Raw genomic sequence first — 26918 nt, 5'->3', positions numbered from 1 at the left:
ATGAGCGTGAAGGGACTTGCAGCAGCCATAGCCGTTGTTGCCGTACTGGCTGTCATCAGCCTGTTTATCGGCGTCAGCGATGTGTCGCTAGACACGCTTTTCGGAGCTGGCAGCACTGATCGTGCGACCGAAATTCTTCTTATCAGCCGCATCCCACGCACTCTCGCAATCATTCTAGCGGGCATGTCCATGGCCGTTTCGGGCATGATCATGCAAATGCTGACGCGCAACCGTTTCGTTGAACCATCGACAGCAGGCACGGTGGAATCTGCCAGTCTCGGTATACTCCTCGTCATATTGTTTGCACCGGAAACGCCCGTAATCGGCAAAATGCTGGTTGCGTCTGCTACAGCCCTTGCTGGAACCGCCCTGTTCCTTCGTATTCTTCGCGCAATTCCGTTGCGGTCTGTTCTTGTGGTGCCGCTGGTCGGCATCATGCTTGGTGGCGTCGTCAGTGCGATAACCACTTTCATTGCTTATCGCTTCGATCTACTGCAATCGCTCAATTCCTGGACAACCGGCGATTTTTCAGGCGTCCTCCGCGGGCGCTACGAGCTCTTGTGGCTTGCATTCTTCCTGACCGTAGTCGCCTACATCGCTGCGGACCGCTTCACAGTCGCGGGTTTGGGAGAGGATTTTACTACCAACCTCGGCCTCAATTACCGCCGCGTGGTTACGCTCGGCCTCATCATTGTGTCGATGGTCAGCGCATCGGTCGTCGTGACCGTTGGCATGATACCGTTTCTCGGCCTTATCGTTCCAAACGTCGTCAGCATGTTCATCGGGGACAATATGCGGCGGGCGGTACCATGGGTTGCGGTACTCGGCGCCGGGCTTGTTCTTGCGTGTGACATCGTCGGGCGATTGGTTCGTTTCCCGTACGAAATCCCGATCGGCACCATGATGGGGGTCGTAGGAAGCGTCATCTTCCTCTACCTGCTGTTACGGCGAGGTTCTCGCCTTGCTTAAGCGCCCTACCCTGATCCTCTCGCTGCTGTGCGTACTCGCTTTGCTTGCAGTGGCGGCATTCATGACAATCGGCGCAAAAGGAAGCTGGTCGTTTATCCTGTCCTTCCGCGGTACCAAGCTTGCGGCCATGATACTGGTTGCATATTCGGTTGCCGTTTCAACGGTATTGTTTCAAACCATCACAAACAACCGTATCCTGACCCCATCGATCATGGGGTTCGATGCGCTTTATATCCTGATCCAGACGTTGGTGGTCTTCTTCTTCGGTGTTGTTCATATCGACTGGCTTGGACCGAATATTCGGTTTCTAGCTGAAACATCCATCATGGTGCTTTTTGCCGGCACGCTCTATTACTGGCTTTTCTCCGGAGCAACACGCAGCCTGCATCTCATCATGCTTGTCGGTATTGTCTGTGGTGTCTTTTTCCGCAGCATTTCCAACCTGATGCAGCGGATGCTCGACCCAAATCTTTTTGCTGTTCTGCAAGATCGTTTTTTCGCCAGTTTCAACACCATCAATACCGACATTCTGATCATATCGACAGTCATTGTCGCTGTGGTTTCGCTGTATGGTCTGCGCTTCTTATACGTTTTTGATGTCCTGTCTCTCGGCCGAGACCCGGCGATTAATCTCGGTGTTGATCATCAGCCCATCGTGCGCAAGATCCTGTTCATGGTCACAGTGCTGGTTTCCGTGTCCACCGCATTGGTAGGGCCTATCACCTTTTTCGGTCTGCTCGTCGCCAATCTGGCCTACATGATCGCCGGTTCGGCGAAGCACAGGTTTGTCCTGCCGGTGGCTGTGTTGCTCGCGATCCTCTGCATTGTCGGCGGGCAAACCATTCTTGAGCGCATCTTCTCGTTCAATACCGCACTGAGTGTCATCATTGAGTTTCTGGGCGGCCTTGTCTTCATCATCCTTCTCGTCAGGGGGCACGCGCGTTGATAGAAATCAGCCAGGTCAGCAAATCCTATAACGGTACACTTGTCGTTGATGATGTAACCCTGAAATTGCCTGCTTGTGGCATAACCTCGATCATCGGGCCGAATGGGGCGGGGAAATCCACGTTGCTCTCGATGGTGAGCCGTCTCCTACCGATGGACAAAGGGCGCGTGACGGTAGACGGGCTCGACGTTTCAACGACATCCGGCGATGTGCTGGCAAAGAGGCTCTCAATACTACGGCAGGAAAATGCGATTAACGCCCGCCTGACCGTGCATGATCTCGTAACCTTCGGTCGTTATCCCTATTCCAAAGGCCGCCCGAACAACGATGATCGCAATCATGTCGAACGGGCCATCGGCTATCTTGGCCTTGACGACCTACGTGGACGTTTTCTGGATGAGCTTTCCGGCGGGCAGCGCCAGCGTGCATTCGTGGCAATGGTGCTGTGCCAGGACACGGATTATGTGCTGCTCGACGAACCGCTCAACAATCTTGATATGAAGCATTCCGCCTCAATGATGAAGCTATTGCGCCGAGCTGCAGACGAACTTGGAAAAACTGTAGTTCTGGTTCTGCACGACATTAATTTCGCGTCGTGCTATTCCGACCATATCGTTGCCATGCGCCACGGCAGGGTAGTCCATCAGGGAAGTCCGGCTGAACTCATTCATCCGGAAATCCTCGGCGACATTTACGAAATGGAGATTGCCGTCGAGATCATCGGCGGCAAGCGTATTGGTGTCTACTACCTTTAAACAACGATGTCCGCAGGAAACAGCGCCTGCAAGGCATCGTAGGATGCCAGCACGGTTTCCATTTGCGCGGTGTGTCCCTTGACGAAAGCATCGCCATAAACCGTCTCATCCGGATATTCGGTGATCAGCGTCAATGGCACCGTATGGCGGTCATCGACGCCGACAAGACACGGGAAGCCGTTGATGATGCGGAAGCCCGTTTCGCCTGCATGTTGCTCGAAAAGCTTGATCTGCGCGTTGTTATAGGCAACCAAGCCGTCAATGGCGGCCAGATGTTTCGTCACGCGGTCGATCAGTTCTTCTGCTTCCTTTTCCCAGGAGGCATGGTGGCGGATGATCAGGAAAAAGCCCTTCGGCAGCGTCCACATGGCAAAGGAACGCGGCACATAGCCGGAGAGCGGGCGCGTCCATTCATGCGACGGATAGCCGTGCAGATTGACGTGTAGTTTCGCGTCCGTCCGCTTTTCCGCCTCGACGCGAATGGCCTTTTCGTAAAGCCCCTCGCCGCTGCGATATTCCAGATCGTCACCAAGCGCCGTATAACGCGCCGCATGATGCATATGATGCGGCTGAAATGCGCAAAGCCGCTTGTGTATCTCGTATCCGTCCGGATTTTCCTGCGGGGAGATCGTGAAATGCGCGCCTTCCCGCGCCGCAAGCCGGTTGGCCGCCCGCAACGCGCCGACAACACCCGTCGTTTCATTGGCATGCTGACCGGCGCTGATCATCATCGCGGCATCGCTGCCCTTGTGATAAGTCGCGCGCACCGATCTGCCCGAACGGGTCTTTGCCTCGAACGGCTCGCCGCCCAGTCTGGCGATTTCACGGCGGATCTGATCGGCGGAAAGCGGCGCTTGCGCCGTCTCCAGAACCTGTTCTGCCGTCAGTGCATCATCGGTTGAAAGCGGGCGTGTCTCCACTTTGACCGAAGGTTTGGCATCACGAAAGCGGACTTCCGGCACAATCTGGCCCGGTTGTAAACCACGGTCGCCAACCGGGCGACCGGACTTTTTCTGGAAGACTTCGAGCAGCGAGAAATAGATATCCTCGTGCATGGCTTCGGTGAGGCTCAGCGTTTCCTCATCATAAGGCAGGCGACGGTCAGTGATCGGTAGGCTGACCGCGATGTTCAGCTCATCGAAATAGGGTTCGCCACGCTTCCAGTCATGCGCCGCGATAGTCGAAACCGTGTCCTGAAACAGCTTTTCATAGGATGTCTCATAGCGCGCGCTTTCAGTCTTGCTGTGTTGCGTGACCGTCAGCCAGCCGGTTGGCGACACCAGCGTTTCGCCGATGAAATCCACATGCACGCGGTTCGGTGCAAAAACCCGATGTCTCTCGCTATGGCCATCGGAAAAGACCAGATCGACTTCATAATGAAAATCGTCTTTGCCCGAAGCTGCGAAAGTCACTTCCGTGTCTGACAGAAGCGCCGATAAGGGATAGGTTTCGAGCAGGAAACGGTTCTGCACGCAGGCGTCATGACGCGGATAGCGGATCGCAGCTGACTTCAGCGCCAAGCCATCGACTTCTTCCAGAAAGAAATGCAGGAGCGGCTTGTAAGCCGAGCGCAGGCGCGCCTCGACGCCTGCCTCGCGCAGCTTCGTTTCCGCGGCAAAGCGGCTCGGCTGGTCATCGAACAGCCAGGCTTCCACCTTCGCGCCGCGCATTTCCGGTTTCAGAAAATGATCGACAAGCGCATGAACGGTACGCGGATAGGTTTTCTCAAAAAGCACGCTCATCGGGAAGTCCTGCCGGTTGGATCGAGGCTGTCGCGCAGCCAATCGCCAAGGAGATTGAGGCCAAGCACGGTGAAGAGAATGGCGAGGCCGGGGAATATGCTCACCCACCATGCGGTCTGGAGATAGGTGCGCCCATCGGCCAGCATGCCGCCCCAGCTTGGAATGGTTGGATCGACACCGAGGCCGAGGAAGGTCAGGCTCGATTCCAGCAGAATATTATTGGCAACATTGAGCGTCATCAGCACGATAACCGGACCCAGCAGGTTCGGCAGCAGGTGCTGGAAGATAATGCGCCAGTCCTTCACGCCAATAGCGCGGGCCGACAGGATGAATTCGCGCTCGCGCAGCGACAGCACCGAGCCGCGCACCAGTCGCGCATATTGCACGCTTTGCGAGACGATCAGCAAAATGACGGTGTTGAACAGCCCGCCGCCCAGAATGGCCATGACGGTGATGGCAAGCAGGATGAACGGCATGGCCAGTTGCACATCGACAAAGCGCATCAGCGCCATGTCCCAGAAGCCACGGTAATAGCCAGCGACGAGGCCCATGATCGTGCCGATAACCACAGAGCCGATCACCGAAACGAAACCGACAAACAATGAAATCTTGCCGCCAGTGACAACACGCGCCAGCACGTCACGACCCAGCGGATCGGTGCCGAAAACATGGGCCGGATTGACGAATGGCGGCGTCAGGCGCGCCAGAAGATCAATCTTGTTGGCGCCACCCGGAAACAGATAGCCGGAGAAAATCACCGCCAGACAAATGCAGCCGGTCAGCACCACACCGACGATGAATTCGAGGCTCGCAAAACGCGAAAACAGAACGGATGAGGTCTTGGTTGCCATGGGTCCTACTCCGTGCGGATACGCGGATCGACAAGGCCATAGGCGATGTCCACGAGAAGATTGACGCCGATGATCAGCATGGAAAGGATCGCGATGGTGGCCTGCAGGACAGGATAATCGCGTCCGGCCACCGCGTCGAAGGCAAGCGTGCCCATGCCTGGCCAGTTGAATACACGCTCCACCACCACGATACCGCCGAGAAGGCCGCCGAACTGGAGGCCGAGATAGGTGATCAGCGGAATGGCGCAATTGCGCAGTGCATGCTTGTAGAGAACCTTGTTCTCGCTCAGCCCCTTGGCGCGCGCCACCATGATGTATTGCGATTGCAGCGTTTCCAGCATCGCCGTGCGCACAAGACGGACATTGGTAGCCGTCAGGATGATGCCCATGGTGAGCGCTGGCATGATGAAGCTTGCAATGCCGCTCATGCCGCTTGGCGGCAGCCATTGCAGCGAGATGCCGAACAGCAACACCAGCATGGTCGCCAGCCAGAAGTTCGGAAAGGACAGCCCCACCAGCGAGCAGATGCGGATGAGCTGATCGGCCCATTTACCACGCGACACGGCAGCCTTGATGCCGAGCGGCACGGAAATCACGATGGAAACGAACAGCGAGGCAAAGGCCAGCATCAGCGTGGCAGGCAGAGCGCCAGCGACGAGCGTGGATACGGGCGTTCCGCCAAGAAAACTACGCCCCAGATCCATCGTGAACAGTCCCTTGAGGAACTGCCAGTATTGAACGAAGAACGGCTGGTTGAGACCCAAGCCTTCACGGATACGCGCGAGATCGGCTTCGGTGATACTGCCTGCACCTTGCGTCAGCATCAATGCCGGATCGCCTGTCAGGCGGACCGCGAAAGCGACAAGCAGCGTCATCGCGACAAGCACGAACAACGCCTGCAAAATTCGTTTGATCAGAAATCCGGCCACCAGTGCGCCTCCGAAATGCTGCGGCAAGCCGGGTTTGAACGGCTTGCCGTATTGTCATTCTTGCTTACTCGACAGTGACGTCCGTCAGACGCAGGCGGCTATCTGGAACCGGCACGAAGTTCTTCACGCGCTTGTTGACGCCGAAGATTGCCTTGAGATTGTAGAGCGGCATTTCGAGTGCGCGGTCGGCGGCGTAAACCGCGATTTCCTGCAAGAGCTTTTCGCGCTCGCCGCGATCAAGAACTGAGCGCTGTGCTTCCAGCATCTTGTCGAGCTTTTCGTCCTTGTCGTACGGGTTCCACTTTTCACCGGAGTGATACATGGAATAAGCCGTGTTATCGTAGTCGAAGGTCCAGCCGCCCCAGGCCTGCTGGAACATCGCGCCGGTCTTGCCCTGCGGGATGATGTCGTTCAGCAGGACATTGGTGTCGTAAGGCTTGATGGTGGCATTGATACCGACCATTTGCAGAAAGCTTGCGATAGCCTGCGCCACTTCATTGAAGCTTGCATCCTGACCGCGCACGTCGATCTGCACCGTCGCGCCGGGCTGAACGCCCGCTTCTTCAAGCAGCTTCTTCGCGCCTTCAGGATCGTAAGGCAGCGGCTTCATGTTCGGATCGAAGCCGAAGGACAGCGAACCCTGGAAGCTTGCAATCGGTTCTGCCTGACCAGCCAGAATGGACTGGATGATCGCGTCGCGGTCAACGGCCATCGTCAGCGCCTTGCGAACGCGCTCATCCTTGGTGATGCCATCAGCCGTGTTGAAGCGCAGGGCATAAACGGTCGGACCTGCCGTCGTGACGAGTTCCAGCTTCGGGTCGCCCTGAATGGTCGGGATCATGCCAATCGGAATGGTCGGCGGAATGACCAGATCGACGCGCCCGGCCTGAAGTTCGGCAACGGCGGTCGAAGGCTCGGTAATGAAGCGATATTCGAGTTCGGAAAGCTTTGGCGCCCCCCCCCAATGGTCTGCAAAGGCCTCAAGCTTGATGTTGACCTTCGGCTCATAGGACACGAATTTGAACGGTCCGGTGCCAACCGGATGCGTGTTGAAATAATCGTCGCCCTTTTCCTGAATATATTTCGGCGGAACGATCATGCCGCCATAACCGGCAAGCTTGGTGATCAGAACCGGGTCCGGTGCCTTCAGATGGAAATCGACGGTCTTGTCGTCGATGACCTCCACCTTCTCGATGGCGATATAGTTGGAACGCTGCGGGCCTTTTGCGCCTTCGTCACCGAGCAGACGCTCAAAGGTGAACTTAACGGCTTCAGCGTTGAACGGCTCTCCGTTCTGGAACTTCACATTCTCACGCAGATGAAAGCGGATGCGCTTGCCTTCGTCCAGCTCTTCCCACGAGGTCGCGAGCGCCGGAACGATCTTGAGATCCGGTCCGCGATAGACGAGACCGTCGAAAATATTGGTGGCGACAGAAGCCCAGTTGACGAGGAAAGTGTCGATCGGGTCCCAGCTGCCCGGGTCCTGCGGCGACGAAACGGTCAGCTTTCCGGCAGCAAAGGCCGGAGCAGATGCAAACACCGCCGCCGAAAGAGCGGAAGCCATGAGAACGGCTTTAAGTGTTTTCCTTATCATTTTTTTCCCCTTTGGGTTTCTGTTGAACTTTATGCGTCAGGCGGTTTCGGCCACGAAATGCCCGGCTGCGACCTCGCGATGACGATAGATCGGCGGCTTATCGTCGATCCGTCGCGTCGTGCTTGGAATTTCACCTTCCAGTGCGGGCCGGTTGGTGCGTGCCGACGGATCGGCAATTGGCACCGCCGAGAGAAGCCGCTTCGTGTAGTCATGCGAAGGCGTTTCGAAAACCTGCTGCCGCGAGCCGAGTTCCATGATCTGGCCAAGATAAAGAACTGCAACGCGGTGGCTCATCTTCTCGACCACCGCCATGTCGTGGCTGATGAAGAGATAAGCCAAATCCTGCTCTTTCTGCAGGTCCATGAACAGGTTGATGACCTGCGCCTGAATGGAAACATCGAGCGCCGACAGGGCTTCATCGGCGATGATTAGCTTCGGCTTGGAGGCAAGTGCACGCGCAATGCAGACGCGCTGGCGCTGGCCGCCAGAGAACTCGTGCGGATAGCGCTTGGCGTGTTCCGGACCGAGGCCGACGCGCTCCAGCAATTCCGCCACACGCGCATTGATTGCCTTGTCATTGTCGAGAAGGCCATGCGTACGGATCGGTTCTGCAATGGAAAAGCCGACCGTCTTCCGTGGATCGAGCGATGCAAACGGGTCCTGGAAAATATACTGCACTTCGCGGCGCATGGCATAGCGCTCAGCGGCGCTCATGGCCGAATAGGCCTTGCCCCTGAAGCGAATATCGCCGGAAAGCGGCGTCTGCAATTGCTGGATGGTGCGCCCTATGGTCGATTTTCCCGAACCGGATTCTCCGACCAGCGCCAGCGTTTCGCCCGGATAAATATCGAAGGCAACCTTTGACACCGCGTTGCAGACATGCGTGACCTTGCCGAACAGGTTCTTCTTGATCGGAAAGCGCACATAAAGATCGTCCACGGAAAGCAACGGCTTGTCGCCATAACGTGCCGTGTCCTGAATGCGCTCCTCGCCGGTCAGTACCGGCACACCGTCACGCATGGTCATGACCGGCATCCGCTTGGGAAAGGCTTCGCCCGTCATGCTGCCAAGCTTCGGCACAGCCGACAGCAGCGTCTTGGTATAGGCATGTTCGGGCTTCGAGAAAATCTGCCCAACCGGGCCTTCCTCGACCTTCTTGCCCTTCCACATGACCACGACATCGTCGGCCATTTCCGCTACGACGCCCATATCGTGCGTGATAAAAATCACGGCCATTTCAAGCTCTTGCTGCAAATCCCTGATAATGTGCAGTATCTGGGCCTGAATGGTCACATCGAGCGCAGTGGTCGGCTCATCGGCGATCAGCAGTTTTGGGCGGCAGGCAAGCGCCATGGCGATCATGACGCGCTGGCGCATACCTCCGGAAAGCTGATGCGGATAACGCTTCAACAGCCCTTCCGCATCCGGAAGCCGCACCATTTCCAGAAGACGCTTTCCCTCGGCAAGTGCTGCCTGCTGGGTCATTCCTTCATGTAGCATCAGCACTTCGGATATCTGATTGCCGATGGTGAAAACCGGATTGAGCGATGTCATCGGCTCCTGGAAGATCATGGCGATCTCCTTGCCGCGAATGCTCCGCATCGTCCTCTGATCGGCTTTCAGCAGATCGCGTTCGCCGAACAGAATGCGGCCGGACGGAAATTTTGCGCCGCTCATATCAGCAAGCCGCATGATGGAAAGCGACGTGATGGACTTGCCCGAACCGGATTCGCCCACCACCGCCAGCGTGCGACCGGGATGGACCGAGAAACTCAGATCGTCAACGACACGGCTCGCGCCAAATTCGACACTGAGGCCATCGACGGTCAGCAGAGGTTTTGAAACTGGTGCGCTCAACTCGGTTCCGCTCAAACTTCCAACCCTTTTACAGTGTGATGGCAGACCGCGTGGCCTGATTGAATGCGCCGGACATGAAGCGCAAAAGCGCGGCCACTTCCGAAAGCGTTTCTTCCGAAGGGCGCGCATTGGCGGTGGAATCGACCAGAAGGCGTTCGCGAATCTGCGCATAGCGCGCGCAGGCATCGGCGCCCTTGGCGGTGATCTTCACCGTCTTTTCCTTTGCCGCCTTGCCAGTTGTCAGCAAACCGGCATTTTCAAGCTTGCGGATGGCATAGGTGGCAATATGCGTGTCTTCAATATCGAGAACGAGGCAGATATCGGCAAGTTTTTTCTCGCGATCACGATGGCGGATCGAATGGAGAATCAGCACTTCGATGGGCGAAAGCCCGGGCAATCCCGCCGCAGCCATACAGCGAACCATCCAGCGCGAAAACGCGTGCGATGCGAGAATGAGGCCATATTCGACCTCGGACATGCCGGGCGAACCGCCCTCGGCAAGATGTGCGGACGAGACAATGGGGCCGATCGAGGCAACCGGGCGCAAGTGCTTGGGCAGCGTGACTTCATCGAAGCCAGCCTCCTGCATTTCGTCTCCGGTCCTAGGCTCTTCCTCAAAAGCCTTATCTTTACCCATTTCGACGCTCCCGTTTTTATGTGAATTTTATGTCACCATCTTATCGACATTTTGTCAATAAAATGTGACTATCAATTTCAGAAGTGTTTTCAGAATACACAACTCAATGCATCTGGAATTTGTGTGAGGGAGCCAGCGATGAGCGGAACGGGACGCGGAGTATGGGACTTCTGGATCGACCGCGGCGGTACGTTTACGGACGTCATCGGGCGCGATCCGCAAGGCCAGCTCCATGCACGCAAGGTTCTCTCCGAAAACCCGTCTGCCTATAAGGATGCCGCCGTTCACGGCATTCGCCTGCATCTGGGCCTGAACACCGGTGAACCGATTCCCGCCGGCACCATCGGGGAAGTTCGCATGGGCACGACGGTCGCCACCAATGCGCTTCTGGAGCGCAAGGGCGAACGGCTGGCTCTTGTCACCACCAAAGGTTTTCGCGACGCGCTGCGTATTGGCTATCAGGAACGCAAGAACATCTTTGCGACCGAGATCATCAAGCCGGAAGCGCTTTATGAAATGGTCGTGGAACTGAACGAGCGCGTTCAGGCCGATGGCACGGTTGAAACGGCTCTCGATCCCGCCGAGGCCGAATCCGCGCTGGTTGCCCTGAAGGAACGGGGGTACAAATCCGTCGCCATCGCCCTCATGCATGCTTATAAGTTTCCCGCGCATGAGGCTGAAATTGCTCGCATTGCGCGCGGTCTCGACTTTGAACAGGTCTCTGTCAGCCACGAGGTTTCACCGCTGATCAAACTGGTCGGTCGTGGCGATACCACCGTCGTCGATGCCTATCTGTCACCGGTTCTCCGCCGCTATGTTGCGCAGGTCTCCAATGAGCTGGATATCGAGCGCACCGGCGCGCGCGTCATGTTCATGATGTCGTCGGGCGGTCTCACCGCAGCCAATCTGTTTCAGGGCAAGGATGCGATCCTGTCCGGCCCGGCAGGCGGTGTCGTCGGCCTCGCCCGAACCGGCGAAACGGCTGGTTTCCCGAAAGTCATCGGCTTTGACATGGGGGGCACCTCCACGGACGTCGCGCATTTCGACGGCGAATATGAACGCGCTTTTGAAACAGAAGTTGCCGGCGTGCGCGTTCGCGCGCCGATGATGCTGATCCACACCGTTGCCGCAGGCGGCGGCTCGATCCTGCATTACGACGCCGGGCGCTTCCGCGTCGGCCCGGACTCGGCAGGCGCCAATCCCGGCCCGGCCTGCTATCGCAATGGCGGACCGCTCGCCGTCACCGATGCCAATGTCATGTTGGGCAAGCTGCTGCCGGAATTTTTCCCGGCAATCTTCGGTCCAGAACAGAACCAAACGCTCGATGTGGAGCGGGTGCGTGAACTTTTCACCGCGCTCGCAACCGAAATTGGCGATGGTCGCTCGCCAGAAGCGGTTGCCGATGGCTTCATCCGCATCGCGGTGGCCAACATGGTCGAGGCCATCAAGAAAATTTCCGTTCAGCGCGGCTATGATGTGACACGCTATGCGCTCAACTGCTTTGGCGGTGCAGGTGGTCAGCACGCCTGTCTCGTAGCCGATGCACTTGGCATGAAGAATATTCTCCTCCATCCAATGTCCGGCCTGCTGTCCGCCTATGGCATGGGCCTGGCCGATATTCGCGCCACGCGTCAAAAGGCGCTGGGCGTCGCGCTCGATCCGGCAGCGCCGGAAGCACTGAAGGAGCTGGGCGAAGAATTGGCGCAGGAATGCGTGGCCGAACTTCTGGCTCAAGGCACTGAGGCCGCAGCCGTGCAACGTCATCTGCGCGCCCACATCCGCTATGCGGGCACCGACACCGTGCTCTCCATAGAAGCCACCTTCCCTGCTGAGGACAATGCCGACCGTCTTCGCGCCGAGTTCGAGGCGGCGCACAAGCGCCGTTTCGGCTTCATTGCGGAAAACAAGGCTCTCGTTATCGATGCTGTGGAAGCCGAAGCCGTGGGCGGTGGCGCGGGCGAAACCGAAAGCGCCCAATCGCTCGACAGCGATCTGGAAGCGGAATCCGCCAAACGAACCCGCTTCTTCTCGCAGGGCGAGTTGCACGATGCGGGCGTTGTCTTGCGCGAACAGATGCAGCGCGGCCAGACCGTCACCGGCCCAGCGATCATCATTGAGAAAAACCAGACCATCGTCATCGAAGATGGCTGGCAGGCCCGCTTAACCACGCATGACCATGTGGTGCTGACGCGCATCAAGGCGCTGCCTGTGCGCACGGCCATCGGAACGGAAGCCGATCCGGTCATGCTGGAGATTTTCAACAATCTCTTCATGTCCATTGCGGAGCAGATGGGCGTGACGCTTCAGAACACCGCCTATTCGGTGAATATCAAGGAGCGCCTCGACTTTTCTTGCGCGGTTTTCGACGCCGCAGGCAATCTTGTCGCCAATGCACCGCATATGCCGGTGCATCTGGGCTCCATGGATGCATCGGTCGCCACCGCCATCCGGGAAAACAGCGCCATCAAGCCGGGCGATGTGTTCCTCATCAACGCGCCTTATAATGGCGGTACTCACCTACCCGACCTCACCGTCTGCACACCGGTTTTCGATGACGACAATCGTGAAATCCGCTTCTGGGTGGCAAGCCGTGGTCACCATGCGGATATTGGCGGCATCGCGCCGGGCTCCATGTCGCCGCTTGCGGTCAATATCGAGCAGGAAGGCGTCTATATCGACAATTTCAAGCTGGTCGATCGTGGCACATTCCGCGAGGAGGCGCTCGCCGCTCTGCTGACTGGCGCCACCTATCCTGTCCGCAACCTGACGCAGAACGTCAATGACCTGAAGGCGCAGATCGCCGCCAACGAAAAGGGCGTGGCCGAGCTGAAAAAGATGATCGGTCTTTTCGGCGAAGATGTCGTGAAAGCCTATATGGGCCATGTTCAGGACAATGCCGCCGAAAGCGTGCGTCGCGTGCTCGACAAGCTGCCCAACGGCCATTTCACCTATGAGATGGACCAGGGTTGCCAGATCGAGGTGCGCGTCACCATCGACAAGGAAAAGCGCGAAGCGACGGTCGATTTCACCGGCACGTCGGAACAGCGTTCCGACAATTTCAATGCGCCGGAACCCGTCACCCGCGCGGCTGTGCTTTATGTATTCCGCGTGCTGGTCGAGGGCGATATTCCGATGAATGCAGGCTGCCTGCGACCGATCAGGATCGTTGTGCCGGAAGGCTCGATGCTCTCGCCGCAATATCCGGCGGCAGTCGTGGCAGGCAATGTCGAGGTCAGTCAGGCTGTCACCAACTGCCTGTTCGGCGCGACCAAGGCCATGGCCGCAGCGCAGGGCACGATGAACAATCTGACGTTCGGCAATGACGAATATCAGTATTACGAAACCATTTGTTCCGGCGCGCCCGCCGGTCCCGGTTTCAACGGCACTGATGCCGTACACACCCATATGACCAATTCGCGCCTGACCGACCCGGAAATTCTGGAAACCCGCTTCCCGGTTTTGCTGGAAGATTTCCACGTCAGAAAAGACTCCGGCGGCAAGGGAAAATGGCATGCGGGCGACGGCACCAAGCGCACGATCCGCGCGCTGAAGACGCTGGAATTCGCCATTCTCTCCGGTCATCGCCGCGTGGCGCCTTTCGGTCTGGAAGGCGGCGAAGCCGGTCAGACCGGCCGCAACGAAGTGCGCCGCAAGGACGGTTCCATCGACGTGCTTGGCAATTGCGACCAGACCGTTCTGGAAGCGGGCGAAGCCTTCACCGTCATCACACCCACCGGCGGCGGATACGGTAAACCCGAATAATCGTCCTGAATAATAACAAAGCAAACGCCGCCAGCTGAAACTCTGGCGGCGTTGTGCATTCAAACGGGATAAAATCGAATAAAAGCAGCGCATGACGACGAGCAAGCGAATGCTTTTTCCGCCCTTCCGATCCACACTGGAAAATGTTAGAACTATCCACTCAAATTCGTGAGATAATTAGGAACTAATCCTAATAATAGTGCCTTAATGGTCGTTTTGGACGCATCTTTAGAATTAAATTTCTGCGATCAATAGAACATCAACCAGTTCACGGATACCGAAAATGAAATTCGCTCAGATCATCGCTACGGCAAGTATCATTCAGGCAGCTCTCTTCACCGGCGCAATGGCCGGAGAAAATCTCGACGCCGTCAAATCGGCGGGCGTTCTGAAGATCGGCACGGAAGGCACCTACGCGCCTTTCACCTATCACGACAAAGACAACAAGCTCGTCGGCTTCGATGTGGAAATCGGTGAAGCCGTGGCTGCCAAGCTCGGCGTCAAGCCGGAATTCGTCGAAGGCAAATGGGACGGCCTGATCGCCGGTCTCGACGTCAACCGTTACGATGCCGTTATCAATCAGGTTGGCATCACCGAAGAGCGCAAGAAAAAGTTCAACTTCTCCAATCCTTACATCGTTTCCAAGGTTGTTCTGATCGTCAACGACAAGAACGACACGATCAAGGATTTTGCCGATCTGAAGGGTAAGAAGTCGGCACAGTCGCTGACCAGCAACTACGGCAAAATTGCCAAGGAAGCGGGTGCGGAACTCGTGGCGACCGACGGTTTCGACCAGTCGATCCAGCTCGTTTTGACGGGTCGCGCCGATGCGACGCTCAATGACAGCCTTTCCTTCCTCGACTTCAAGAAGCACCAGCCTAAGGCTCCGGTCAAGATCGTGGCCGAGAAGGAAAATGCCGACGCCTCGGGCATCATCGTTCGCAAGGGCGACGACGACCTCGTCGCAGCCATCAACAAGGCGCTGGACGACATCAAGGCCGACGGCACCTACGACAAGATTGCGCAGAAATATTTCGGTCAGGATGTTTCCAAGTAAGCGTCTTACTAGACTCATGTAACGAAGCCGGAAGCTAATTCCGGCTTCGTTTTATTGTGATCGTAAAAAACTATTCCCAAGACATGAGTGCCAGACCGTATAAGATAACATCGCGCAGGTTCATCAGCGCAAGTTCATTTCAGTCTGACCTTATGCGTTGTTAAGGAGCCGAAAAAGTGCCCGATTGGCTTCAATTGATGGTGGAAGCCCTGCCTACTCTTTTGTGGGCGGGATTGATCTTCACCATTCCACTCACCCTTTTGTCCTTTGCGTTCGGCCTCACATTGGGGCTCCTGACAGCGCTCGTGCGATTGTTCGCCCCGCTTTGGCTTTCATCTATTGCGCGTTTCTATGTCTGGATATTCCGCGGTACACCTCTGCTCGTGCAGCTGTTCGTAATTTTTTACGGCCTGCCAAGTGCAGGCATCTATCTTGATGCATTTCCCGCAGCAGTAATCGGCTTCTCACTCAGTGTCGGCGCTTATAGTTCTGAAATTATCCGGGCGGTCATATCCGCCGTCCCGAAAGGCCAGTGGGAAGCAGCATACTCCATCGGCATGAGCTGGCGTCAGGCTCTCGCCCGTACAATTCTGCCACAAGCGACCCGTACAGCAGTGCCGCCACTTTCCAACTCCTTCATTTCTCTGGTCAAGGACACATCGCTCGCTGCCGCAATCACTGTGCCAGAGCTTTTCCAATCCGCACAACGTATCGTCGCGACCACTTATGAGCCTCTTATCCTCTATATAGAAGCAGCCTTGATTTATCTGGTGATGAGCTCTGTTCTGTCGGCGCTACAAGTGCGACTTGAAAGGCGCTTCGGACGTTATGGCGGCACGCTGGAGACAAACGCATGATCGAGCTGCAGCACATCGTAAAGCGTTTCGATGACGCGGTTATTCTCAACGATATCAACGTTGCGATTGCAGAGGGAACGGTAACGGCACTCGTCGGCCCGTCCGGTGGTGGCAAGAGTACCTTGCTGCGTTGCATAAATCTGCTTGAGATTCCGACATCAGGCACTCTCGTTCTGGGCGGTCAGAGCCTCAGCTTCGAGCCTGATCGCAAGCCAAGCTGGCAGGCGATCCAGTCTATCCGCCGCCAAACAGGTATGGTGTTTCAGAATTTCCAGCTCTTTCCTCACCAAACCGCCATCCAGAATGTAATGGAAGGTCTTGTTACGGTCCTCAAATGGCCTAAGGACAAGGCAAAAGAACGTGCGATGGAACTGCTCACGAAGGTGGGTATGGTGCACAAGGCGGATGCCTGGCCTTCAACGCTTTCCGGCGGGCAGCAGCAGCGCATCGCCATTGCACGAGCGTTGGCACCCTCACCTCGTGTGCTATTATGTGACGAACCCACCTCGGCACTTGATCCAGAGCTTGCCTCCGAAGTCGTTGATGTTCTGAGCAAACTCGCCAAGGAAGGCACCACCATGGTGATTGCAACGCATGATCTGCGGCTCGCTTCCAAGATTGCGAAGAACGTCGTGTTTCTCGAGTCAGGCAATATCGTCGAAACCGGCTCTGCGCATGAAGTTTTCACGCGCCCGAAGCGGGATCGCACCAGGCAGTTTGTGGCAACCATCAACGCTGCGCACACCTACGACATCTGACCAATCATTTTGTCTTTTAAAAAAGGGCTTTCGCGTTTGCGAAGACCCTTTCGTTTTTCGCGTTTGCGCAATTCATTCGTTCTTTTCAAAATTTTCAGCCGAGTCTTATAGGCCTGCCCCTTGGTAAAAGAGACAACCGCTGTTACATTAAGGGCAACGTAGTAATTGAAGCGTCCTGCTTGCGTCCTCACGGTTCGCGCGGCGCTTATAAGGATCAGTACCTTGAAAAACCCCGAGGAGCGCCCCGTAGAAAAGGCGCATCAAGGGGCGTCCGGCGGACAATCGGGAAATGCTCAAGCCCGGAATCCGTCCCACAACGGCAAGCGGAAACCGCGTAAGGAAGCCGTTGCAGAAGCGGGTAATGCGCGTAGCGCACCCGATTCAGGACGCCCAAAGCCGCAAAGTGAAGCGGATGACAAGGGTTCCGGCAGCCAGCGCAAGCGTGCGCGTCGCCGTCACCGTGGTAAAGCGGCACGGCGACCGGAAGCGGCTGTCGCGCAGAAAGCTGTGGAAGAAACCGCTCTTCAGGAAGCCAAGTCCCCCGGCAAGATTTCGAATCGTCGCAGACGTGCCCGCAAGAAGAAGCAGGCGCAGCAGCAGACTAACGCCGCACCGCGAACAGTCGAACACGCCGCCAAGAACGGCCATGAAACCCCGCGCCGTGACAATCATGCGCAGGCGTCGTCTCAAGCCAAACGCCAAAACGGCGCGGTGCAGCCGCCACGCCACAACCACGCCGAAGCGCCGCTTTATGCAGCGCTCGACCTTGGCACGAACAATTGTCGCCTGCTGGTTGCGTCGCCGACAAGGCCAGGTCAATTCCGTGTTGTGGATGCATTTTCACGCATCGTACGGCTGGGAGAAGGCTTGAGTGCCACTGGCCAGCTCAGCGACAATGCGATGGACCGCGCCGTCGAAGCGTTGAAGATCTGCAGGGACAAGCTGGCAGGCAAAAAAATCAGACGGTCGAGGCTAATTGCGACGGAAGCTTGCCGTTCGGCATCGAATGGCGAGGCGTTTCTAGCGCGCGTTCATGCGGAAACCGGGCTTGAACTGGAGATTGTGGACCGACAAACCGAAGCCCGACTGGCCGTCTCTGGCTGCGGTACGCTGGTTACCCGCGAGACGGACGCCGTCGTACTGTTCGATATCGGTGGCGGCTCTTCCGAAATTGCACTGATCGATGTTTCTCGCCGCCGGTCTCCGCGTCTGGCTGAGCATATCATGGCATGGACGTCCCTCCCCGTCGGCGTTGTGACACTGGCGGAACGGTTCGGCGGACGCAATGTTACGCAGGAAAACTTCGATTCCATGGTTTCTCATGTGACCGATCTGCTTGCGCAGTTTGCCGAACGTCAGTGCCTCGGAAATTTGACTGCCAGTCCGCGCTTTCATCTGTTAGGTACTTCCGGAACAGTTACGACGCTGGCAGGAATTCATCTCGGTCTCGATCGTTATGATCGGCGGCGGGTCGATGGTATGTGGATGGGCGCCGACGACGTGACGCAAATGACCAATCGCCTTCTATCGTGGGATTTTGAGGCCCGCGTAGCGAACCCGTGTATTGGTGCAGATCGCGCCGATCTAGTATTGGCAGGCTGTGCTATTCTTGATGCGATACGCAAAGTATGGCCCAGCGAGAAACTACTCGTTGCCGATCGCGGTCTTCGCGAGGGCATTTTGACCGAACTTATGTCGCGCGATGGCGCATGGCGACACAATCGCGCGACAGGCGCTAAAAACAGGCACTGATAATGAGCAAGGCAGGCGGAAACAAAGGTGGAGTGAAAACTGGCGGTCGCGGTGGCGCGGGCTCCAGCAATCTGCAGGTGCGCGTGAAGAAGAAGGCGGGCACGATCAAAGAATCGTCGCGCCGCTGGCTGCAGCGCCATCTCAACGATCCCTATGTGCACAAATCGCGGCAGGACGGATATCGGTCGCGCGCGGCTTACAAGCTTATTGAAATCAATGATCGTTATGATTTGCTGAAGAAGGGGCAGAAGATCATTGATCTCGGTGCCGCGCCTGGTGGATGGTCGCAGATCGCGGCCAAGATCGTTGGTTCAACTGACGAGAACCCGCACGTCGTCGGTATCGACTATCTTCACGTTGATCCCCTGCCCGGTGTCATCTTGTTGGAAATGGATTTTCTCGACGATGAAGCGCCGCAGAAATTAATGGATGCGCTCGGCGACAAGCCAGATCTCGTCATTTCCGACATGGCTGCCCCTACCACAGGTCACCGCAGGACTGACCATTTGCGTACAGTGCATTTGTGCGAAGTCGCGGCTGATTTTGCCATCTCGGTTCTGAAGCCGGGTGGACATTTTCTCACCAAGACGTTCCAGGGCGGCACCGAAAATGAGCTCCTGGCACTGCTCAAGCAGAAATTCCGCTCCGTGCATCACGTGAAGCCACCGGCATCCCGTGCGGAATCCGTCGAGCTTTATCTGCTCGCCCGCGATTTCAAAGGCTGAGGCTTACTTTCCGGCAGAGGTGTTCGTGGCCTCTGCCGACGCATGCGCCTTGCTATGGTGTTTCACGACGGTGGGTGCAGCAAGCTCCTTGCCTGCATCCGGTGCGAGACGTGCAAACCAGAGAAAAGCCAAGGCTGAAACGCCAGCAACCACAAAGAAGCCGATGTGGAAGTCCACCAGCGCAAGATGGGCCCCGCGAAGCGACGTGCTGATTTCCAGAATACCGCCTGCTAGTGCCACGCCGATAGCAATGGAAACCTGCTGGGCAACGGCGGTAATAGGCGTCGCCTGACTGGTCTTCTCATCAGGGATCTCGGCAAAAGCCAGCGCATTGACACCAGTGAAAAACAACGAGCGCGCAAAGCCCCCTACCAGAAGAAAGCCGATGATGATCCAGTAAGGTGTTGTCGGTGAGAACAGGCCATTCACCGCGATGAAGCAGGCCGAGATCAGCGATCCGGCCATCAAAGCGCGTCGGAAACCGACACGAACAAAGATACGCTTTGCACCGAATTTCATGCTGATAGCGCCAATCGCCGAAACAAAAGTCATCATCCCGGATTGAAACGGCGTGAGACCGAAACCCAACTGAAACATCAACGGCAACAGAAATGGGATCGCGCCGATCCCGAACCGAAAGATGCTGCCGCCAATGACGGCGGAACGAAATACCTGGTTATCGAAAAGCTTAAGATTCAGCAGAGGATCGTCGACCCTCCTCGCATGTTGAAGATACAGAACCGTACAGACGATGCCGATTGCAAGGGTCGTAAACCCGACCGCAGGTGGCAAGGCCGGAAGACTGACCACCGACAGTCCGAAGACAACACCCGACATCGCAATCCCGGAAAGAAAAAAGCCCGTCCAATCAAGACGTTTCACAATGCGCTCATCAGTGTCCGGCAGGAAACGGGTTGCAAACCAGATACCAACGAGACCAATTGGTACATTGATCAGGAAAATCCAATGCCACGTCAGGAAAGTCGTGATGAAGCCGCCCACCGGAGGGCCGACAAGCGGTCCAACCATTGCTGGAATCGTCAGCCATGCCATGGCCGACACAAGTTCACTGCGCGGGGTTGAACGGATAAGAACAAGACGGCCGACCGGCGTCATCATCGCACCGCCCATTCCCTGCAAGAACCGGGCAACAACGAAAGCCGCCAATGAATTCGAAGCGGCACAAGCAACTGAACCGACCACAAATACAGCTATTGCTGTCCGGAAGACATTCTTGGCGCCAAAACGATCCGCCATCCAACCACTGACAGGAATGAAAACCGCGAGCGCAACAAGGTAAGCCGTCAATGCCAGCTTGAGTGCAATGGGGCTTGTACCAATGTCAGCGGCGATAGCGGGAAGCGACGTCGAGATGACGTTCGAATCCATCTGCTCCATGAACAGGGCTATAGCCAGTACGAGAGGAATGATGCGATTCACGGTAATATTCCGAAAGAACGGATATGAAAGAGCCGACAATCCTATGTAGCGCTGAGCTGATTTTTGCTAGCCATAACGGCGTCACATTGCAGTGAATATGCGATAAAATCAGTGATTTATCGCGATTTTGGCGCAACAGGTGCTCCGTCAGCCAAAAGGGACCCAGTCTCTCACGCCAGATTTCACTCATTCACATTTGCGTAAAACAGGGTTGCGCTTCCCGTAACAGCTTGTTACATTTCGTTACAGTTTCACGAGGCTTCGAACCGGGTGGGGGGCCGCTCCGGTTCAAGGAGGTAGGAAATGAACGATATTACAAGAACCGCCATCATCTATGGAATGATGATCATTTCACTCAATACTGCGCTTGCAGTTGGTCTTCTTGGGCTGGATTTCCTGCATTAAAGCGTGCGCCTAGACAAAGTTTTTTGCCCTCCAGGCATATACGAAAAAGAGCGTTTCCAAACCAATGGAAGCGCTCTTTTCGTTTCATGCAGTCTCCCTGCGTGCTTACGGAGACTGCGCAACAGACTTGATAGTCAGAGAATCCGACCTTGGCTGGTGGGATCAAAGAAGACTGACTTGTCCAGGTTAAATGCGAGCCGGGCGGGCTGCCCTGCCGCGATGCGGGCATCTGCTCGTAACCGCGCCACGACATGCTTACCGCCCAAACGCGTAACCGCAAACGTATCTGATCCTGCCGGTTCGACAACGTCGATCAGGCAATCCCCTTCCACAATCGCATCCGCATTGCGATCAGCTCCATCAGGGTCGGTAAGCGCCTCGGGGCGTATACCGAAAACGACATCCTGGTTGTCATAGGCAGCCAAGCCCTGTGGTGCATTCTTCAACGGCAACTTCAACAGATCGCCCTCACCTCGTCCAAGATTGATGGCATAACCCGAACCGTTCTTTTCTACCCGCACTGTCAACAGGTTCATTGCTGGCGATCCCATGAAATCGGCAACGAACATGTTGGACGGATTGTTATAAATCTCGGCCGGCGTCCCAAATTGCTGCAAGACTCCGTCTTTCAGAACGGCGATCTTGGTCGCAAGAGTCATTGCCTCGATCTGATCGTGTGTCACATAGACGATCGTGGTTTTCATCCGGCTATGTAGCCGTTTGATTTCGGTACGCATATCAACGCGCAGTTTGGCGTCGAGGTTGGAGAGGGGTTCGTCGAACAAGAACACCTGGGGATTGCGCACTAACGCACGGCCCATTGCAACGCGCTGACGCTGACCGCCCGATAGCTGGCTCGGTTTACGATTCAGCAGATGACCAATCTGCAGGATATCGGCAACTTCCTGAATAGCTTTGTCACGTTGGGCCTTTGGAACCTTACGAATTTCCATGCCAAAAGCGATATTTCCGGCCACCGTCATATTCGGATAAAGCGCATAGGACTGGAAAACCATTGCAATATCGCGCTGGGACGGATGCAGACCGGAAACAGACTTTCCGTTGATAGCGATGTCACCGGACGTGATTGGTTCAAGCCCCGCAATCGTGTTCAACAAGGTCGACTTGCCGCAGCCAGACGGGCCAACGAGGACAAGAAAACCGCCTTCATCGATCTCGATATTGATATCCTTCAAAACCGGAACGTTGCCGTAGGACTTGTAGAGATCGGATATTTTCAGAAAAGACATTTGCTACTTATCCCTTAACGGCACCGGACATCAGGCCACGTACGAAGTAGCGACCAGAAACGATGTAGACGATCAGCGTCGGCAGAGCTGCCAAGATAGCGCCCGCGAAATGCACATTGTATTCCTTGACGCCGGTGGAGGAGGACACGAGGTTGTTGAGCGCCACCGTCATAGGTGTCGAATGCGCACCGGAGAACGAAGCGCCAAACAAAAAGTCGTTCCAGATATTGGTGAACTGCCAGATCACAGACACAACGATAATCGGCCCTGAAGACGGGAGCAAAATGCGCCAGAATATTTGGAAAAAGCTCGCCCCGTCGATCTGGGCCGCCCGAACCAATTCGGTCGGGAACGCCTCATAATAATTGCGGAAATAAAGTGTCGTGAAACCGATGCCATAGACCACATGTACAAGGATCAGCCCCCAGATTGTGCCGGCAATGCCGAGAAAACCAAGAACACGCGCCATCGGAATGAGAACGATCTGAAACGGGATAAAGCAGGACAGCAACAGCAAGCCGAAAAAGATATTCGACCCGCGGAATTGCCACTTGGTCAGCACATAGCCGTTCAATGCACCGACGATGGTTGAGATAGCAACGGCAGGTACGACCATCAGGATCGAGTTGATGAAGAACGGCCTCAGCCCGGTAGGCTGCACTCCGATCTGCGCCGTCGACCATGCGGATAGCCACGGCTCGATCGTCCATTGCTGTGGCAGGTTCAACATGCCTCCCTGGCGGATTTCATCCAGGGGTTTGAACGAGTTTACCAGCATCACATAAAGCGGCAACAAATAATAGAAAGCAAAGAGCAGCAGTGCGGTGTAGATCAGCGCACGCGTCAGCTTTCCGCTGCTAATGGCATTGTCTTGCGACTGGGCGCTCATGACCGCGACCCTCCGCGAATTTCAGAGTAAAGGTAAGGGATGATGATCGAGAAGATCATCGCCAGCATGACGATCGCTGACGATGCGCCGATACCCATCTGGTTCCGTGTGAACGTGTAGGAATACATGAAAGTTGCCGGAAGTTCGGTGGCTTGCCCCGGGCCGCCGCCGGTCAGCGCGATGACGAGATCATATGCTTTGATTGCAAGATGAGCGAGAACCACAAAAGCAGACAGGAATACCGGGCGCATCAGTGGAATGACGATGCGACGATAGATCGTTCCTGTTGACGCTCCGTCAATCTGGGCCGCCTTGATAATCTCGTTGTCGACACCACGCAGCCCTGCAAGAAACATCGCCATCACAAATCCGGATGATTGCCATACGGCAGCAATCACAAGACAGTATATCGCCATGGTATTGCTCTTGATCCAGTTGAAGGAAAAACTCTCCCAACCCCATAGATGCATTGTGTTTTCCAGGCCGATACCGGGATCGAGAAACCACTTCCATGCTGTTCCGGTCACGATGAAAGACAACGCCATCGGATAGAGATAAATCGGACGCAGAACGCCCTCACCGCGGATCTTCTGATCAAGAAGAATGGCAAGAAACAGCCCGATAACCGAACAGATAATGATGTAGAGCGATGCAAAAATTGCCAGGTTGGTGATTGCACGCCACCAGTGAGGCAAAGCCCATAGTTTGGTATAATTCGTGAGCCCTACGAAGCCGTAAGACGGCAGCATTCGACTGTTGGTTAGCGAAAGAACACCAGTGTAAATGATGAAACCGTAGACAAACACGAGCACTATCAGAAAGCTTGGCGCGAGAACCAGCTTTGGCACCAGTTCCTGTATTCGGCTGTTACGCTGCATATTTGCGTCACCTTGTTCACGCCGCCCGGCCTTATGCCAATTATCAGGCAAAGTTCCAGACATCTGTTTGACCGGCATTCCGGCGCCTCCGCAACATGCGCGACCGAATGCACTTAATACGTTTAATTCCCTGCAATTTCCGATGGAAACATGCAGACCCTTATCAGGCAATCGTTGTTTTGATTTCTGGCCGTTGTTGCCAGCACTTTCAAAGGCGCCTCTTTCACCAAGGGCGCAGGTGCAAATAGCGTCCGGGAAAGACCCCGGACGCAATTTTCGACGTTACTTCGCAGCCTCAACAGCCGACACGAGTTCCTTGACAGCATCTTCCGAAGAGAGCTGACCGTTGAACTGGCGTGTTACGACGTCATAGATGGCGTTCTTGACAGCCGCCGGGTTGGCATATCCATGAGCCATGGAGCCCAGCATCGTGCCCTTCTGGCTTGCTTCCTTTTCGTCGGCGATTGCCTTCTTGCCGCAAGCATCAAAGTCGGTATCAGGCACATCGGTACGGGCTGGCGCTGAGCCCTTCACCACGTTGAAGGCCGACTGGAAAGTCGGGCTTTCAATCGCCGATGCCATTTCAAGCTGTGCCGGAATCTTGTCTTCCGAAACCTTGAACATGGCGAACATATCCGAATTGAAGGTGATAGCGCCCTGCGTACCTGGATAGCGCATGCAGACGAAGTCTTCGCCAGGCTTCTTGCCAGCCTTGATAAACTCGCCCTTAGCCCAGTCGCCCATGAACTGAAGACCCGCCTTGCCTTCAATCACCATAGCGGAAGCAAGGTTCCAGTCGCGACCGGAGAAGTTGTCATCTACATAAGACCGCAGCTTCGTCATGCGGTCGAAAGCCTGCTTCATCGTATCGCTGCCGAGGGTCTCGGGGTCGAGATCGATGAAAGCTTTCTTGTAGAAGTCCGTACCGTAAGACAGGACAACAGCATCGAAAATCGTTGCGTCTTGCCACGGCTGTCCACCATGAGCGACCGGAGTGATACCCTGTTCCTTGAACTTATCGAGTAGAGCGATCAGTTCATCCCAGTTGGCAGGCTCCTTGCCGCCAGCCTTTTCGAGCGCCGCCTTGTTGATCCACATCCAGTTGGTGGAATGAACATTAACAGGCGCTGCGATCCAGTGACCGTCATACTTGGCAAATTCCTGGAGAGGGGCCGGGATAACTTTTTCCCACCCTTCCTTGCTTGCTACCTCATCGAGATTGCCAAGAGCACCCTGCTCTGCCCAATCGCGAATATCGAAGCCGAGCATTTGCACCGCCGTCGGCGCGTTGCCAGCCGTGACGCGCGCGCGCAGCACCGTCATGGCTTCCGTACCGCCGCCACCGGCTACCGGCATATCGGTCCAGCTGATGCCTTTCTTTTCGAGGTCCTTCTTGAGAACGTCGAGCGCAGCGGCTTCACCACCTGCCGTCCACCAATGCAGAACTTCAACATTCTGCTTGTCCTGCGCATTTGCAACAGGGGCCATTCCGGCGAGCAAAGCACAGGCGGCCGTACCCATCGCAGCGAGCTTCAAAAGTTTATGCATGTCTACCTCCCGTAGAAACAAACGAAACTAAAACTATCGGATACCCGGCCAAGCTTCTGCTTATGCATAGTAATCCGTGTCGTCACTCTCATCCGCACCTCCTCGGTACAGACGTGAAACCGGCCGCTGCACACAGCCCGATCCTCCTATTCACTGCCGCAATACGATGCGAAAGCTTTCGCTTTCACCTGCGCCCCGGCCATCCCTTAGGACGTTTTTCCTGAATTCCTCCATTCCACTCATACGTCGCTTTCGCCCAATTGACAACGTTGTCTTTTATGGCAGCGAACCACCCACAGGACAAGATGTGGAGCATAGGATAGTCTCAAACCCGGCCACGGTGTCAATATCTCTCATAGGATAAAACAAACGAAATTTAATCGATTAAAACTGCAGCCAGAGTTAACATCCTGAAAAGCCAATAGAAATAATGCATTACCTCTCTGAACAAGCGCGATCTGCTGCGTATCCTACTCAAGCGATTGCCCTAAAATACTGAAGCCAAACCGAAATATCGGAAGCAGAAAATTTCCTTCTCCGCACTGGACAAACTTTAGACAAGCGCATAGTTTCACGCCGCTCGCATAATAGTGTGCGAGTTTGTTCTCGGGGCGGGGTGAAACTCCCCACCGGCGGTATGGAGTGTAAGCTTCGAGCCCGCGAGCGCCTGGATGGAAGCCGATTCGCTTTCAGTTCAGGGTCAGCAGATCCGGTGAGATGCCGGAGCCGACGGTTAAAGTCCGGATGGAAGAGAGCGATTGAGTGTCAGGATTGTGCCATTCAGGTACCGTCTTTGCGTTCTTTTGTGCGCCCTGATTCTAGTTTCGTGAGGAACCTATGAACCAGAGCTATCCGAACAAGACTTCATTCAAGATTGCATTCATTCAGGCTCGTTGGCACGCCGATATTGTCGATGAAGCCCGCAAGAGCTTTATCGCAGAATTGTCTGCGAAGACCGGTACAAACGTGGAAATCGATATCTTCGACGTTCCGGGCGCCTATGAAATCCCCCTTCATGCCAAAACCCTCGCAAAGACCGGTCAGTATGCGGCCATCGTCGGCGCAGCCTTCGTGGTGGATGGCGGCATCTATCGGCATGATTTCGTGGCAACCGCCGTTATCAACGGCATGATGCAGGCTAGTCTCGAAATTGAAGTTCCAGTACTCAGTGTTGTCCTGACGCCACATCATTTCCACGAAAGCAAAGAACACCACGGCTTCTTTCACGAGCACTTCAAAGTGAAGGGTGTGGAAGCGGCAAACGCGGTATTACAGATCGTTGGCGAGCGCAGCCGTATTGCGGCACTTGCACAATGA

At 55.7% G+C, this 26918-nt stretch carries 21 protein-coding genes and 1 riboswitch; of the genes, 10 read left to right on the top strand and 11 right to left on the bottom strand.

The annotated features are described in order from the left end of the window. Positions 1-6 precede the first annotated feature (6 nt). The 3 genes from CQZ93_RS19035 to CQZ93_RS19025 are packed head-to-tail and all read left to right on the top strand — an operon-like array spanning position 7 to position 2670. A complete protein-coding gene (locus CQZ93_RS19035; RefSeq protein WP_105545219.1) occupies positions 7-969 on the top strand; it encodes an ABC transporter permease in 963 nt (320 codons plus the stop codon). Next, complete coding sequence (locus CQZ93_RS19030) at positions 962-1915, top strand: iron chelate uptake ABC transporter family permease subunit (RefSeq protein ID WP_105544143.1); 954 nt, start codon at positions 962-964, stop codon at positions 1913-1915. The genes CQZ93_RS19035 and CQZ93_RS19030 overlap by 8 nt, the downstream gene beginning before the upstream one ends. Continuing rightward, a complete protein-coding gene (locus CQZ93_RS19025) occupies positions 1912-2670 on the top strand; it encodes an iron ABC transporter ATP-binding protein (protein ID WP_105544142.1) in 759 nt (252 codons plus the stop codon). Before CQZ93_RS19030 ends, CQZ93_RS19025 begins: the two co-directional genes overlap by 4 nt. On the opposite strand, the gene CQZ93_RS19020 is transcribed toward CQZ93_RS19025, so the two are convergent. The 6 genes from CQZ93_RS19020 to CQZ93_RS18995 form a co-directional block, all read right to left on the bottom strand. Then, complete coding sequence (locus tag CQZ93_RS19020; protein WP_105544141.1) at positions 2667-4412, bottom strand: M14 family metallopeptidase; 1746 nt, start codon at positions 4410-4412, stop codon at positions 2667-2669. The genes CQZ93_RS19025 and CQZ93_RS19020 overlap by 4 nt on opposite strands. Then, positions 4409-5263, bottom strand: a complete 855-nt coding sequence (locus CQZ93_RS19015) for an ABC transporter permease (protein WP_105544140.1) — start codon at positions 5261-5263, stop codon at positions 4409-4411. Before CQZ93_RS19015 ends, CQZ93_RS19020 begins: the two co-directional genes overlap by 4 nt. A gap of 5 nt (positions 5264-5268) precedes the next feature. Beyond that, the gene (locus CQZ93_RS19010) at positions 5269-6192 is read right to left on the bottom strand and encodes an ABC transporter permease (protein WP_071632246.1); all 924 of its coding nucleotides are present in this window, start codon (positions 6190-6192) and stop codon (positions 5269-5271) included. Between the two features lie 64 nt (positions 6193-6256). Further along, a complete protein-coding gene (locus CQZ93_RS19005; RefSeq protein ID WP_105544139.1) occupies positions 6257-7786 on the bottom strand; it encodes an ABC transporter substrate-binding protein in 1530 nt (509 codons plus the stop codon). A gap of 36 nt (positions 7787-7822) precedes the next feature. Next, positions 7823-9658 carry an ABC transporter ATP-binding protein gene (locus CQZ93_RS19000; RefSeq protein WP_105544138.1) on the bottom strand — a complete coding sequence of 612 codons (1836 nt, stop codon included), beginning with the start codon at positions 9656-9658 and terminating at the stop codon, positions 7823-7825. A gap of 13 nt (positions 9659-9671) precedes the next feature. Continuing rightward, positions 9672-10280, bottom strand: coding sequence for a winged helix DNA-binding protein (locus CQZ93_RS18995; RefSeq protein ID WP_181153434.1), 609 nt, complete (start codon positions 10278-10280; stop codon positions 9672-9674). Between the two features lie 138 nt (positions 10281-10418). Between CQZ93_RS18995 and CQZ93_RS18990 the strand changes: the two genes are divergently transcribed. From CQZ93_RS18990 to CQZ93_RS18965, 6 genes are all read left to right on the top strand, one after another. Further along, positions 10419-14042 (top strand): hydantoinase B/oxoprolinase family protein, encoded by a 3624-nt coding sequence (locus CQZ93_RS18990; protein WP_105544136.1) that lies wholly within the window; start codon positions 10419-10421, stop codon positions 14040-14042. Positions 14043-14325: 283 nt separating this feature from the next. Continuing rightward, positions 14326-15099, top strand: coding sequence for an amino acid ABC transporter substrate-binding protein (locus CQZ93_RS18985; RefSeq protein WP_105544135.1), 774 nt, complete (start codon positions 14326-14328; stop codon positions 15097-15099). Positions 15100-15275: 176 nt separating this feature from the next. Continuing rightward, entirely contained in the window at positions 15276-15956 is a 681-nt protein-coding gene (locus CQZ93_RS18980; RefSeq protein ID WP_105544134.1) for an ABC transporter permease subunit, read from the top strand. Continuing rightward, positions 15953-16714, top strand: coding sequence for an amino acid ABC transporter ATP-binding protein (locus CQZ93_RS18975; protein ID WP_105544133.1), 762 nt, complete (start codon positions 15953-15955; stop codon positions 16712-16714). The genes CQZ93_RS18980 and CQZ93_RS18975 overlap by 4 nt, the downstream gene beginning before the upstream one ends. 222 nt (positions 16715-16936) lie before the next feature. After that, positions 16937-18466: a Ppx/GppA phosphatase family protein gene (locus CQZ93_RS18970; RefSeq protein WP_105544132.1), complete on the top strand. Its 1530-nt coding sequence runs from the start codon at positions 16937-16939 to the stop codon at positions 18464-18466. A 2-nt stretch (positions 18467-18468) separates the two neighbouring features. Further along, a complete protein-coding gene (locus CQZ93_RS18965; RefSeq protein WP_105544131.1) occupies positions 18469-19191 on the top strand; it encodes an RlmE family RNA methyltransferase in 723 nt (240 codons plus the stop codon). Between the two features lie 3 nt (positions 19192-19194). Here the strand turns inward: CQZ93_RS18965 and CQZ93_RS18960 are convergent, their stop codons facing one another. The 5 genes from CQZ93_RS18960 to CQZ93_RS18940 form a co-directional block, all read right to left on the bottom strand. Further along, positions 19195-20631: a DHA2 family efflux MFS transporter permease subunit gene (locus CQZ93_RS18960; RefSeq protein ID WP_105544130.1), complete on the bottom strand. Its 1437-nt coding sequence runs from the start codon at positions 20629-20631 to the stop codon at positions 19195-19197. 539 nt (positions 20632-21170) lie between these two features. Continuing rightward, positions 21171-22286 (bottom strand): ABC transporter ATP-binding protein, encoded by a 1116-nt coding sequence (locus CQZ93_RS18955; protein ID WP_105544129.1) that lies wholly within the window; start codon positions 22284-22286, stop codon positions 21171-21173. Positions 22287-22293: 7 nt separating this feature from the next. Then, a complete protein-coding gene (locus tag CQZ93_RS18950; protein ID WP_105544128.1) occupies positions 22294-23175 on the bottom strand; it encodes a carbohydrate ABC transporter permease in 882 nt (293 codons plus the stop codon). After that, positions 23172-24053, bottom strand: a complete 882-nt coding sequence (locus CQZ93_RS18945) for a carbohydrate ABC transporter permease (RefSeq protein WP_105545218.1) — start codon at positions 24051-24053, stop codon at positions 23172-23174. Before CQZ93_RS18945 ends, CQZ93_RS18950 begins: the two co-directional genes overlap by 4 nt. A 282-nt stretch (positions 24054-24335) precedes the next feature. Then, a complete protein-coding gene (locus tag CQZ93_RS18940; RefSeq protein ID WP_105544127.1) occupies positions 24336-25601 on the bottom strand; it encodes an ABC transporter substrate-binding protein in 1266 nt (421 codons plus the stop codon). A 598-nt stretch (positions 25602-26199) separates the two neighbouring features. Further along, positions 26200-26361: riboswitch (FMN riboswitch) on the top strand. Positions 26362-26438: 77 nt separating this feature from the next. Here CQZ93_RS18940 and CQZ93_RS18935 point away from each other — a divergent pair. Further along, a complete protein-coding gene (locus CQZ93_RS18935; RefSeq protein WP_105544126.1) occupies positions 26439-26918 on the top strand; it encodes a 6,7-dimethyl-8-ribityllumazine synthase in 480 nt (159 codons plus the stop codon).

The sequence above is a fragment of the Ochrobactrum vermis genome (genome assembly GCF_002975205.1).
Classification (GTDB): domain Bacteria; phylum Pseudomonadota; class Alphaproteobacteria; order Rhizobiales; family Rhizobiaceae; genus Brucella; species Brucella vermis.
Note: the sequence above shows the minus strand (reverse complement) of the source record. Positions and strands in the feature narration are given on the sequence as shown.